Here is a 12,732-nt window from a genome sequence, read left to right as displayed (position 1 = left end):
ATAACAATGCCATATCGAATTTCCTGTGAGTCCGGAAGGTTAGTTCTCAGACACGGGGATTCTATGGCACGGTAGTAGGCATGAATGCATTCCGTCGTGTTTCTCGCCTGTCCGCCACCGCTGTTCTGACCACAGCCCTCGCGGTGTCCGGCGCATCAGCCGCCCAGGCACAGGATATTAACCAGCTGTCCTCCCAGGCCACTGAGCAGATCAATTCTCTCCAGATCGAGCTGCCTGCCCAAGCATATGATGTTGCGAAGCAGCTCAATGTCCAGCTGCCGGCTTTCATCAAGAAGCCGACTCCCGCCGTGGCTCATGAGCTCGTTGGAGCTACTCACGCTCACCTGCTGAAGCAGGGCCACCATGCTGATGGGAACGCCAAGAACATCGCCCAGGAATGGGCGGACCAGGCAGCTGCCGGCAAGGTCACCTTCCATGAGAACGCCGGTGACGGCCTGACGCACCTAGAAGAAGGCAGCGGCAATATCTACAAGCTCACCGAGTCTGAAGCGAAGGACCGCGTGAATTGGCTTAACCGCGATGTCCCCGTGACCAAGACTGATGGCACGGGCTTTGGCGTTGCCCAGTCTTACGACGGCACTTACGTCTATGTGGCGGAGTACTTCTTCAACAAGTAACCCCCACAAAATAACCCCAACAAAGACCAGTGAACGAAGCCCTGCCGTTGTAGGCAGGGCTTTCTGCACGTTTTCGGCCAGCGCGTTACTGTGGGGTTCATGATTTTGATCAACGTACAGTTCCACGTCAAGCCTGAGTACGCCGAGACCTTCCTCGATGAAATTGACTGGTACACCAAGGCCTGCCAGGCCGAGCCCGGTTGCATCGACTTCAAGTGGTTCCGCGATCCGGAAGACAAGCAGCGCTTCCTGCTGTTGGAGTCCTACAAGGACGGCACGGATGTCGACCACGTCAATACCGAGCACTTCAAGCGTTCTTGCGAAGAGCTCCCTAAGTACCTAATGGAAACCCCGGACATCATCAATACGAAGATCGAAGGAAAGACCGAGTGGGATAAGATGGCCGAATTTTCCGTCGACTAATTCGCTGCTACCGACTTATCTGGGTTCACCCACACGACAAGCGCCGCTTCGAGCGGCGCTGTTGGCGTTTTATAGGGAGCAACCAGGCTTACCTCCGCTGGGAGTGGCTCATGCTTCGCATGCGGTCGCGAGAGATTTGTCGTCGTTGGCGTATTGTTCGAGAGCTTCCTCAAAGGCGTGGGCGTACAGGCTCGCGCCTTCGGCTAGCGGATGAACACCATCGTCATACAGCAACGCCGGGTTCTCTTGTGCGGTGCCGCACCAATCCGCCAGGTAGACGTTGTCGCGCTGCGATGCTGCCTCGACCATCTCCGCGCGTGCTTGGCCCATCCACTCGCGGTCACCATACGGTAGGGCGAGGATGACGGTTCGCTCGGGGCCGATAGTATCGAGTAACTCATCCAACTGCCCGTCAGCGGCCGCGCCATTGGTGCCAAGTCCTACAAAGACGGTGGAACGCAGCTGGCCGGACTCACTCAGGGATGACACCTGGGGGAGTGCAGCGGAGAAGTGGCGGGAGACCTCCGCATCTATGTAGATACCGGGGAATGCAGCATTGAGCGCCTCTGAGGAGGCAAGCATGACGGAATCACCTATCGCCGTAATCTCCGCGCCAGTGGGAAGCTGTCGCTTCTCCTTCGGCTTCTCTGAAGCCGTAGGCGTTGCTGGTGCAGACGCTGCCGCCTCTTCGTTGGACTGCGCCATGCGCTCCAACTCACGCTCGAGTTCCGTCTTGTCACTAGAGGTCACTACTCCGTAAATCACTCCCACGACAGAAAGCACGACGAGGGCTGGGACGGCGGGCCACATGGCCTTGCCAAAGCCCTCCTTCATCTCATGCAAGGAGGGGCGTGCTGCCCAGTAATTGTGCCATGTCTTGAGGTAACCACCGCGGCGGAAGGGGTTTTCAACAAACTGATAGGTGATCTCTGCCAGTACGAAGGAGAGCGGCAGGGCAAGAATCCCCAGGGCCCACGCGGGTGCATCGGAGACAGCCAGCAGAATCATGATGATGGGCCAATGCCACAGGTACAGGGAAAAGGACCTCTGTCCCAGCCAACGCATGGCGCGCGTGCGGAACAACCAGGTCAGTGGCCCAGCTTCGCGCACCACGCCCCATATCATGGCAGCACCGAGCACACTGGTGAGCACAAGTCCGCCCCGGTACGTGAACTCGCGGTCCGCGCCCATCCATACCAGCTGCGCCAGATAAGCCACACAAGCCAGGGTTCCCACGGTGCCGGCGATTGCGCCTTTGCTTGATGACGCCCATGAGTCCGCCCCCGCATCCTTCGTCGTGGTGGTGAGCACGAAGGACAAAAGCGCGCCGATGAGGAGGCCGAAGGCGTGCGTATCGGTTCCATAGTAGACGCGGGTAGGGTCCTCGCCGGGTGTGAAGAGGAACGCCATAGCGAGGGCAGAGGCGATAGCGAGCAGCAGAGTCACCGCGATGGGGAGGCGCTTGGGTTTCGCGCGTGAGATGCGGAAGACACTGATCATGAGAAGCGGCCATAGCAGGTAGAACTGCTCCTCCACAGCAAGCGACCAATAGTGTGCAAAGACCTGAACTTCATTGGGCGCGAAGTAGGTTTGGCTGGTGGCAATTTGGGTCCAGTTGTTGACAAAGAACAAGGTGCCCAGGAATTGCTCACGGATGCCAACGGCCAGGTCACCCCCTATCGCTGCGACTAGTGCAGTGCACACGCAGAGCACGATGAGCGCCGCCGGCAGGATGCGACGGAAACGTCTGATCCAGAAATCCTTGAGGTTAATGCGTCCGGTGACGTTGTACTCGCGGACAAGCAAAGAGGTAATGAGGAAGCCAGACAGGACAAAGAACATGTCCACGCCCAAGTAGCCGCCTGGCACAAGGTCACCGAAGAAGTGATACAGCACCACAGCTAGGACTGCGAGGCCACGAAGGCCGTCGAGCCCCGGTACGTGGCGCAGGCGTGCGCGCCGCTCCCGCTTAACGGTGGCGGATTCCTTCGGCACAGCCAACACGTCAGTAGCGTGCTCGCTCCCATTCTGGTTGACTGCTACAGCAGATGATTCAGCACGTTGATCGGCGCGGACCTGTTCCTTATCAGTCAGCTTGCTATCTTCCGCTGTGGTTGCGGCCCGCCGCTGTTCACGGGAGGGTTGTGCCGGCTTGAGCTGTTGCGCGGTCGGTGTGCCCACGGGCTGGGAGCGGCGAGCCAAGGCGCGCGCAATCTCGTTGTCTGATGTTTCTGTGACCGGCTTTGTCGTGATAGACGGGCTCGGAGTGGTCTTCTTCGGCGTGCTCGGCTCTGGCGATGGTTGCACTGGACTAGTGGGAACCGCGGGAGCAGTGGGTTTTGCCTGTTGTGCAGCAGCGGCCCCTGGCTGAATCTTGACAGCACGCGGGAGCGGGCGGCGGCGTCGCGGGGGTGTGTCCTCGGCATCTTCGCGGGCCTTAGTAAGTTGTGCCTTGCGCACAGCGGACGCTTTGGGGAGGGATGCCGAATTTAGCTCAAGGGAGGTGTTGTCGCTCCTCCGGGGACGTCGGCGGCCAGGTTTCGGTGCGGGCTTCGGCTTAGGCTCGGACACTGGCTTCGGCTTAGGCTCTGCCTTGGGCTCTGGCCTCGGCTCGGGTGCAGCCGGTGGCGGGGAAGAAGGGGAGGGCGTGGAGGGACTTGGGGAAGACTTCTCACGCTTCGTCGAACGTGACAACAACGACCGCACAAACTTCTTCACGTAAACACTCCGCACGTGGGGATCAGAGGGCTAGGGAACCCGGGTAATGCTACTCCGCGGGCATGGTTGAACCGGACAGGATACCTGGGAGCGTGTTAGGAGCTAAGAAGCTTACGCAGAACCACGCTGACACCATTGTCTGTATTGGCTGGGGCGATGATGTCTGCCACCTCCTTGAGCTGTGCGTGCGCGTTGTCCATGGCAACGGCAGTACCAGCAACGCGCAACATCTCCAGATCATTGAGATAGTCGCCGAAGGCAACTGTGGCAGAAACAGGAACCCCAGAGAGTTCTGCCAGTGTGGTGAGCGCGGCGCCTTTATCAACGCCACGGGCCATCACATCGAGCCACATCTTGCCGGACACCACGACGTTATCGTCGGGCACAGCTCTCCGGATGGGCTCATAAACGTGCGCCTCGGTACCGGATTCACAGAAGATAGCGATTTTGATGATGTTGGTATCGGGGACGTCGCCAAGCACAGGCACCCATGTGACCGCCTTGTAGTACGTGGAAATTTCCTCGCGGGCGGCTGCCGGTACATCCTCAGAGGCGAAGGCCGTCTCCGGCGTGCACAGAACAGTGGCGTGCGGCTCGGTGATGGCATCCGCGGCGGCGCGAGCGGCGCGCACAGTTTCTTCCCCGATAGGCGAGGTAGCGATAATCTCCCCGCTACGCACGACCACAGAACCATTCTCTGCAATGAAGGTACCAAGGTCAGGGAACATCTCCATGAGCGTGGCAAGCTGACGGCCCGACGCCGGAACCAGTTCGCAGTGTTGCGCGGCGGCCAGCTCGCGGAGTTCAGGAAAATCGGCGGGCAGCTGGCCGTGCGGATTGAGGAGCGTGCCATCCATGTCGAGGGCAACGAGCTGTGGAAGCAAGAAAGAACACCGTTTCTGTAATCGTAAAATTCGGTGGCCGAAAGATTTGTGATGTGGAACACTGGTGCGTATGACTACGACTGATCCAGTGCTCGTTTCTGTCCGCAACCATACCGGAGTCCTTGAGCTCAACCGACCTAAGGCACTCAACTCGCTGAACCCAGAGATGATTAACATCATTCGCCGCAGCCTCGAGGAGTGGGCAGAGGATGATTCCATTGAACAGGTCCTCATTCACTCAGCGAGCGAGAAGGCATTCTGCGCTGGTGGCGATGTTCGTCATGCGCGTGAAGGGATTGCTGATGACAGACTCGAGGACGTCGATGCTTTCTTTGCCTCCGAGTACCTCACTAACGGCGACATAGCTGAATTTCCAAAGCCCTACATTGCGGTGATTGACGGCGTTGTCATGGGCGGCGGCCTGGGCATTTCACTTCACGGTTCACATCGAGTGGTGACCCAGCGCGCGTTTGCTTCTATGCCGGAGATGAACATTGGCTATGTCACCGACGTCGGTGTGGCCTATGCAGCTCAGCGTATGGTGGGCACCCGTGGGGTGGCATCACCTGGTCTGGCTAAGTTCTGGGGAATCACTGGCTACCGCATGTATGCCGCCGATATGCTGTGGACTGGCGTTGCTACGCACGTGGTGAAAGATGCTGCTCAACTCATCGAGGTAGCCATCGAGCGCGGGATCGACGCTGCCTTGGCTGACCTAGCCCTTCCGGCACCGCAGGAACCAGCACCGCTGGAGCAGGTAGCGAAGGACTTGGAGGAGACCTTTGCGCTGTCGACGTGGGAGGAGATTTCCACAGAACTGGACAAGCGCCCGATGATCGCTGGTGAAGTGAAACGGCTCATGTCCGCGGCATGCCCAGCGGCGATCATTGCTGCCAACGAGCTTTTTGAGGCCGAGGCGAAGGTCGATGACATCCGCGAAGCCCTTTTGTTGGAGCTCAAGCTAGGCATGCACATGTACCGCCGTCCGGATTTTTCGGAGGGCGTGCGGGCGGTTCTCGTGGACAAAACTCAGGATGCGCAGTTTAACCCGAGCACGGTTGAGGACGTTGACCCAGAGGAATTCCGTGCAATCCTCACCTTTTAGTCAGGAGCTAGACCCCGCGCTGGCGCCGGTAGGCCGCGCGGGCGCGCTGCTCATCAACACCTTGGGGTACGGGGATGCGCACCGTGGCGTCGATGGCGGCCGGCGTGGGTGCAGGCAGGCGGAAAGCGGGGGCGTCGGACAGCGCGAGGCCGTGGCGCCCATCTGGTAGGCGCACTGGCAAAAGCGTCCATAGGCCGAGGATAGGCATGGCCAGCTGTGGCAGACGGGCCTTACGGGCATGGGCAATGGGGACTCGAGCTCGGACAAGCTCAGGGATGGCTTGGTCGTAGGCGAAGCGCCGCACATTGCTTACTGTTTGTGCCGACGGGGTGGAGGCGAGTTTATCCGCCCAAGCCCATGTAAAGGTTCCAGCGGACTCGTCGAGCGTAGCGATAAGGTGTGCGGGAACCGTCAACGAGCCATAGGCGGTGGTGACCACGGTCTTTGACGTTTCAGGGTCGAGGTCCGCGTGGAGGTTGGGGAAGCGCCCATCGAGGAAGAAATTGTGCTCGGCGGCGAGGTAATGCGCATCCGCAAGAATATCTTGCGCAGTGAGGAAAGGTTGCCCAGAGGGATGCGGGAGAGCAACAATGCGGGAGCCTTCGAACTGGGCGAGTGCGTCGGGATTATTGCTGGGCACGTTCATGTAGGACGCGAGCTCGGCGGTAGCAATACGCTCATCGACGCCTCCCTCGATCTCACCGCTCCGCTCCAACCCGGCGAGGATGACGGCAGTGGGATTCGGGGCGAGTTCCACGAAATCCACGGCGACGAGAGACTCGCCCGCAGCCTGGGGAACGCGCACGACAGGTCGGTCACCAACGAGGCGGCGCGCGAGGCCGCGCAGGAGAGCAGTATCCGGCTGCGGGCCGCGGAACTCGGGGATATCAGAGTGCTCAGCCAATTCCGTGGCCCAGTGGAATTGGCCATCCTTCATGGTGGCTAGGCGCAGGCCTTCACAATCGTAGGTGCCGTTGGTGGTGGTGAAACGCACGGTTGCGCGCTGATCCAGAACAGGTCGATCCTCTTGCTCAGGCTGCTCTGTTTGCTCGACATTCTCTGCCTGATGCGGCTGGGCGGGAACGAAGTTGACCTCGACATCACTGACAGCGCCGAGGCGGCGAGCGAAGGCGGCGTCAATGCCGGCCTGGATAAATGCGCCGGCGGAGTACAGGTTCTTCGCTGAGTCCATAAGTGCTCCTTGACTGTTGCTCTTTAGTCCCTGCGGTAGGGATGCTCGATAGCCTCCTCATATGCGGCGAGGAGGGCCTGAGTGGATTCTACCCAGGAATACTTTTCTGCCTCGCAGCGGGCAGCAGCTCCCATGTTCTCTCGGCGTGCGGAATCCTGAAGCAGCTCAACCGCAGCGTTTGCCCAGGCAGCGTCCCCGGCATCGGGATCGATGAGGTGTCCGGTGACCCCTTCCTCAATGACGAAGGGAATACCACCTGCTCGCGTGCCGATGACGGGCACACGCGACGCGAAAGACTCGAGAGCGACGAGCCCTAGTGTTTCAGTAGCGGACGGGAAGAGGAAGACATCCCCAGTCGCAAACGCCGCGGCCAATTCCTCACCGGAAAGATAGCCGGTGAAGACGGTGAAGGAAGGATCAAAGGTTTCCTTGAGCTCGTTGAGGAAGGGGCCGTCGCCGACGATGGCTAGACGGGCATCGTCACACTCAGCACGCACGAGACGCATCACGTTGTTGAGTCGCTTGAGATCCTTCTCCTTGGAGACACGGCCGATGTAAGTGAGAAGCGGCGCTTCAGGGTTGCCATCGGTAAGGCGGGTGCGCATCTCCGCGGTGGCCCGGGAGGGATGGTAGGTCTCAGTATCCACGGCCTTCGGCCACAACTTCACATTTCGAATTCCTACCTCGCGGGCCGTGTCCACCATGGGGCCAGAGGTACACAGGTTCACTGCAGCCTGATTGTGGAGATACTTGAGCGCGGCTTCAGTGAGCGGGCGTGTCCAACCGATGCCTAGGGCATCGACATACTCGGGGACGTTGGTGTGGAAGCTCGCCACGAGAGGAACGGCATCGCGCTGCGCGGCAAAAACACCGAGGGCGGCGGTCCAAATGGGGTTGACGGCATGGATGACATCGGGGTCGAAATCCCGAATCTCTCTGAAGAAGTTCCAGGAGGGCAAGCCAAACTTGATCTCTGGATAGACCCAGAGTGAGAGGCTCGGGATACGCGTGACTTCGAAGCCGGCATAGGTGTCAGGCGCCTTGCCTGTGGCAAAGATGCGGACCTCATGGCCCATCGCCGCCAGCTGATCTAGAGTGCGGGTCAGACGTGTGACCACGCCGTCAATTTTGGGCAGAAAAACCTCGGTAACGATCGCGATGCGCACGGGCAGATTAGGCCTTTGCTGCGTTGTCGGCCGCGTCTACCGCGGTGTCAGGAACACCTGCGTGCTGCTGCTTGGTCCACAGGGACTGGGCCGGAATCTTAGAGCGATCGACGCGCTCTGCGTATTTGCGAGCAACATCCTCGACCTCATGGAGCAAACCTTCCGACAAGGTGGTGGGCTGCAGTCCCAGTTCCAAGAAGGTGTCATTGGTGACATGAAGCTCGTTTTCCGCGGACTCCTTGCGCGGGTTGGGCACGTAGGCCACCTCGGCGCCGGAAATCTTCGCGAGCAGCTCAGCCAAGTCACGCACGCGGTGGGTCTCAGTCATCTGATTAATGATTTTGACGCGCTCTCCACGTGCCGGCGGGTTGTTGAGTGCTAGCTCGATGCAGCGCACCATGTCCCGGATGTGGATAAACGCGCGGGTCTGGCCGCCGGTGCCGTGGACGGTGAGGGGGTAGCCAATACCTGCCTGGATGAGGAAGCGGTTGAGCACCGTGCCGTAATCGCCGTCGTAGTCGAAACGGTTGATGAGGCGCTCGTCGCGCGCGGTCTGCTCGGTGTGGGTGCCCCAGATAATGCCCTGGTGCAGGTCGGTGATGCGCAGCTCGTCGTTCTTGGCGTAGTAGGCAAACAGGTGCTGGTCCAGCACCTTCGTCATGTGGTAGACCGACCCCGGGTTGGAGGGGTAGAGGATTTGTTGCTCCACCACGCCGTTATCCCCGGTATCCACCTGGACGTCCAGGTAGCCCTCCGGGATCTTCATGCCGGCGGTGCCGTAGCCGTAGACGCCCATGGTGCCCAGGTGCGCAACGTGAATGTCCTGGTCGGACTCCACGATGGCGGCGAGCAGGTTGTGGGTGGCGTTGATGTTGTTATCCACCGTGTAGCGCTTGGTGCGAGAGGACTTCATGGAGTACGGCGCGGCGCGCTGTTCGGCGAAGTGCACAACGGCGTCAGGACGCTCGGTGGTGAGGAAATCCAGCAGGGCATCGTAGTCCTGCGCAACGTCGATGTTGCGGAAACCGATGGTCTTGCCGGTCACTTCGTTCCATGCGGCAAGGCGTTCGTCGATGCTCACGATGGGGGTGAGGGACTCAGCACCCAGCTCCGTGTCGATAGCGCGGCGGGAGAGGTTGTCCACGATTGTTACCTCGTGGCCCTGGTCGGAGAGATAGAGGGAGGCGGGCCAGCCGCAGAAACCGTCGCCGCCGAAAATCGCTACCTTCACTGTTTATTTTCTCCACATCACTAGTTCGGGGGCATTACCTACGGCGCCTTGTGCTCCGCCGTTCTGCTCCCGTAGAGGAGGGAGTGAGGCGATACAGAACTAGCCGCCGGATGTGGAAGATCCACGCCGCGGCGGCAGGCACACTTTTAGAAACGATACCCGCCGGGCGCCTCCTGAGAGGGGCCAAGCGGGTAAACAGTGAGTGAATGTTTCCTAAGGGTGCAGAAAATACGTGCGCCTAGGGCGCAGGAGGGACGGTGCGCAGGGCCGAGAACGCTCGCTTGACCAATTCTTCGGCACCGACCGAGTCATTGGTGAGCTGGTGCGTGTTGCATTCCTTCAGCGCCACGATGGCGGCACCGGCGCTGGCCTGCAGAAGAACTGCTACCTCGAAGGAGTCACGCGCGGGAAAGCGTGCGTGGAAGGAATCCAGCACGCCGTGTGCCACAGCTTCGTACTTCTTCTTTTCCTCGCTCGAGGTGCTGAGGTTCTCCAGGGCCTCGCCGACGCGAAACAGGGAAGTCAGAGAATGCAGCTGCGCCTGTTGGTCGCCGAGGGAGTCGAGGACGATGGACTCGAAGAGCTCGGTGACACCGCGTGCCTCCGGGAAGAGGTCCGGCACCTCAGCGCTGAACTGCTCGAGGACGTCCGCGGTGAAATACAGCAGCGCGTCGGCCGCGGAGGTGAAGTAGTTGTGGAAGGTGCGCGCAGACACCCCGGCGGCCTTGGCGATGGCGCCGACGGTGACGGCATCGCTGCCACAGCTCAGGGCGAGGCGCGCGGCGGCGTCGGCCAGCGCGCGGCGCGTCGCTTCCTTCTTGGTTTCACGCAGGCTAGCCATTGCGCACCTTCTCCTGCTGGAAGGCCAGGAGCTCGTCGCGGTTGCGGGACAGGGCTTCGCCCTCGATGTCGAGGTTCGGGGTGATCTTGTCCAGCCACTTCGGGTAGTACCAAGCGCGGGAATCCAGGATGAACATGGTGGCCGGGATGATGAGCATGCGGACCACGAAGGCGTCGAACAGCACGCCCACCGCCAGGGCAAAGCCCATGGTCTTGATGAACGGCTCATCCATGAGGATGAAGGCGGCGAAGACCGAAATCATAATGAGGGCGGCAGCGGTGACCACGCGGGCACCGTGCTTGAAGCCATTCGAGGTGGCGTTGCCCGCCGTCTTGCCGTGCGCATAGCCCTCGCGCATGCGGGTGACCAGGAAGACCTGGTAGTCCATGGCCAGGCCGAAGGTGAGGCCGATGAGCATGATGGGCAGGAAGGACAGCAGCGGCTGCGGGTCGTCGATGATGCCCAGCATGCCCTCCTGGAAGATGGCCACGGTCACGCCGAAGGCGGCGCCCATGGACAGGGCGAAGCCGGCCGCGGCGATGAGCGGTACCCACAGGGAGCGGAAGACGAGCATGAGGACGAGGAAGGCCAGGCCCAGGACGATGGCGATGTAGGGGACGAGGACGTCGCTGAGCTTCTGCGAAATGTCGTCGAAGATGGGGGTAATACCCGTGATGCCATAGCTGCCGCCGGTGGAGTCCGTGAACTCCTGCTGGTAATCGCGCAGGTGGTTCAAGGTGTCGGTGGTCGCCGGATCGGTAGCGCCGGTGGTCGGGGTGATCATGACCTGGGCGGCGTCGCCATTCTCCGTGGTCTGGACAATCTGGGCGTTCTCCACGCCCTCGGTGCCCTGGATCTTGGTGAGCAGCTCCTGGAAGGCCGGCATGCGGTCCTGCTCGGCCACGTTGGCGACGTCCACGAAGGCGATCATCGGGGCATTGCGGCCGGGGCCGAAGGCCTCCTCGGTCATCTCGTAGGCATCGCGCTGCGGCGTGCCGAGCTTAGCGGTGCCATCCGTGGGCATGGCCAGGCGCAGCTGCGCGGCCGGGATGGTGAGGATGCCCAGCAGGACCACGCCTGCGATGAGGTGCAGCCACGGGTGGGCACGGATGCGGCGTACCCAGAGCAGGCCCATGGTCGGCTTCTCGTCCTCTGGGTCCGGAACCTTCGGTCCGGGAACGCGGCCAGCAAAGACCTTCGTGCCCAGCAGCCCGAGCAGACCCGGGATGAAGGTCAGCGCCACGCACACCGCGATGATGACGGTGGCGGCCGCGGCGAGCGCCATGGTGGACAGGAAGGGGATGCCGATGATGATCAGGGCGGTCAGTGCGATGACCACGGTAATACCGGCGAAGACCACGGAGGAGCCGGCGGTGCCCAGCGCGATGCCCATGGCGTGCGCGCGGGTGGCCTTGTCCATCTTCTTCAGCTCCTGCGCCAGCTCCTTCGGGCTCAGGTTGTTGAGCCCGGAGGAGGTAATGAGCTCGTTGCGGAAGCGGTTGACAATGAACAGGGCATAGTCAATGCCCACCGCCAAGCCAATCATGGAGGCCAGGGTCGGCGTCATATCGGAAATGGTGTCCGTAAACAAGGTGCACAGCTGCACGCCCAGGATGCCAATGCCCACACCAATGACGGCGGAGATGAGAGGCATGCCAGCGGCGACAAAGGAGCCGAAGGTGATAAGCAGTACCACGGCGGCGACGATGATACCGATGAGCTCCGCGGAGCCGTTCATGCTTTCGGCTGCACCGCTAAAGGCGTTGCCGGAGTACTTCACAGTGAGGTCGCTGCCATTGTCGTCGAAGTCCTTGAGTACATCGGTAACCGCAGTGAGGTCATCGGCCGGAATGTCCATGACATTGTCGGCATCAAAGGTCACAGAAACGGTACCGGTGCGTTTGTCTGCGCTGAGCGGGGAGAGTTGCTGCAGGTTCTTTTCAATCTGCTCCTGTGGCATGCCCTGGGAGGCCATCTGCTCACCCATCTGTTTTTGCATGCCGGCAGCGGCCATAACGGGGTTGACCAGGGAGTCAGTATCGGTGAGGACTCCGGTGTCCTTCAACTCGCCGAGCAGCTTGTCGACGTCCCCCGCTACCTCCGTATCCTGCAGCGTGCTGCCTTCAGGGGCCTGGATGAGGACCGTGCCGGAAGGCTCGCTCATGGCATCAGTCTCGGTGCCGAAGCGCTCCATCATCTCTTCCTGAGTGACGGTGGAGTCCATGTCCGGCATGGAGAAGTTTGGGTTGGGCGATTTGGCAAAACCAGCGGCGAGTCCGCCGAGGGCGATGAGAAGTACCAGCCAGAAGGCAAGGAAAGGCCATACCTTTCGGTAGGACCAGCTGCCCAGGCGGTAGAGGAATGCTGACATACGTGTTCCTTCATTGGAAAGTCGGAGAATATTTCACCTAACGCGAAACATTGCACAGTTTATGCAAACTTGCGCGATATGTGCACATTCGCCGGTGGGTATCACGCAGATGCACGTTGTGTGATGTGGGATACTGGTGGACTCTCTGGCTGGTGTGAAAAGT

Annotated in this window: 11 protein-coding genes; 4 read left to right on the top strand and 7 right to left on the bottom strand. The window is 60.7% G+C overall.

All coding sequences use genetic code 11. From position 1 onward, the window contains the following. The first annotated feature begins 80 nt into the window (after nt 1–80). Together HMPREF3149_RS03820 and HMPREF3149_RS03815 are read left to right on the top strand one after the other, a co-directional pair. Nucleotides 81–638, top strand: coding sequence for a hypothetical protein (locus HMPREF3149_RS03820; protein ID WP_042530118.1), 558 nt, complete (start codon nt 81–83; stop codon nt 636–638). Nucleotides 639–737: 99 nt separating this feature from the next. Continuing rightward, nucleotides 738–1,061: a putative quinol monooxygenase gene (locus tag HMPREF3149_RS03815; RefSeq protein ID WP_070536824.1), complete on the top strand. Its 324-nt coding sequence runs from the start codon at nt 738–740 to the stop codon at nt 1,059–1,061. Nucleotides 1,062–1,169: 108 nt separating this feature from the next. On the opposite strand, the gene HMPREF3149_RS03810 is transcribed toward HMPREF3149_RS03815, so the two are convergent. After that, nucleotides 1,170–3,521 (bottom strand): acyltransferase family protein, encoded by a 2,352-nt coding sequence (locus HMPREF3149_RS03810; protein WP_246819936.1) that lies wholly within the window; start codon nt 3,519–3,521, stop codon nt 1,170–1,172. A gap of 46 nt (nt 3,522–3,567) precedes the next feature. On the opposite strand from HMPREF3149_RS03810, the gene HMPREF3149_RS13845 reads away from it, so the two are divergent. Continuing rightward, nucleotides 3,568–3,783: a hypothetical protein gene (locus HMPREF3149_RS13845; protein ID WP_246819935.1), complete on the top strand. Its 216-nt coding sequence runs from the start codon at nt 3,568–3,570 to the stop codon at nt 3,781–3,783. A gap of 91 nt (nt 3,784–3,874) precedes the next feature. On the opposite strand, the gene HMPREF3149_RS03805 is transcribed toward HMPREF3149_RS13845, so the two are convergent. After that, complete coding sequence (locus tag HMPREF3149_RS03805) at nt 3,875–4,663, bottom strand: HAD family hydrolase (RefSeq protein WP_070536762.1); 789 nt, start codon at nt 4,661–4,663, stop codon at nt 3,875–3,877. A 70-nt stretch (nt 4,664–4,733) separates the two neighbouring features. Between HMPREF3149_RS03805 and HMPREF3149_RS03800 the strand changes: the two genes are divergently transcribed. Next, a complete protein-coding gene (locus HMPREF3149_RS03800) occupies nt 4,734–5,768 on the top strand; it encodes a 3-hydroxyisobutyryl-CoA hydrolase (protein ID WP_070536760.1) in 1,035 nt (344 codons plus the stop codon). A 7-nt stretch (nt 5,769–5,775) separates the two neighbouring features. Here HMPREF3149_RS03800 and HMPREF3149_RS03795 read toward each other — a convergent pair whose 3' ends face one another. The 5 genes from HMPREF3149_RS03795 to HMPREF3149_RS03775 form a co-directional block, all read right to left on the bottom strand. Further along, nucleotides 5,776–6,960: a DUF6882 domain-containing protein gene (locus HMPREF3149_RS03795; protein WP_070536759.1), complete on the bottom strand. Its 1,185-nt coding sequence runs from the start codon at nt 6,958–6,960 to the stop codon at nt 5,776–5,778. A 23-nt stretch (nt 6,961–6,983) separates the two neighbouring features. After that, nucleotides 6,984–8,126 carry a glycosyltransferase family 4 protein gene (locus HMPREF3149_RS03790; protein WP_042530129.1) on the bottom strand — a complete coding sequence of 381 codons (1,143 nt, stop codon included), beginning with the start codon at nt 8,124–8,126 and terminating at the stop codon, nt 6,984–6,986. Nucleotides 8,127–8,133: 7 nt separating this feature from the next. After that, a complete protein-coding gene (locus HMPREF3149_RS03785; protein WP_070536757.1) occupies nt 8,134–9,357 on the bottom strand; it encodes an NAD-dependent epimerase/dehydratase family protein in 1,224 nt (407 codons plus the stop codon). Between the two features lie 238 nt (nt 9,358–9,595). Further along, nucleotides 9,596–10,198 (bottom strand): TetR/AcrR family transcriptional regulator, encoded by a 603-nt coding sequence (locus tag HMPREF3149_RS03780; protein WP_070536754.1) that lies wholly within the window; start codon nt 10,196–10,198, stop codon nt 9,596–9,598. Beyond that, a complete protein-coding gene (locus HMPREF3149_RS03775; protein WP_070536753.1) occupies nt 10,191–12,569 on the bottom strand; it encodes an MMPL family transporter in 2,379 nt (792 codons plus the stop codon). Before HMPREF3149_RS03775 ends, HMPREF3149_RS03780 begins: the two co-directional genes overlap by 8 nt. Nucleotides 12,570–12,732: the final 163 nt, after the last annotated feature.

Source organism: Corynebacterium sp. HMSC05E07 (genome assembly GCF_001807225.1).
GTDB classification, from domain to species: Bacteria; Actinomycetota; Actinomycetes; order Mycobacteriales; family Mycobacteriaceae; genus Corynebacterium; species Corynebacterium singulare.
The sequence above is the reverse complement of the archived record's forward strand: the minus strand, read 5'-3'. Positions and strand labels throughout refer to the sequence as shown.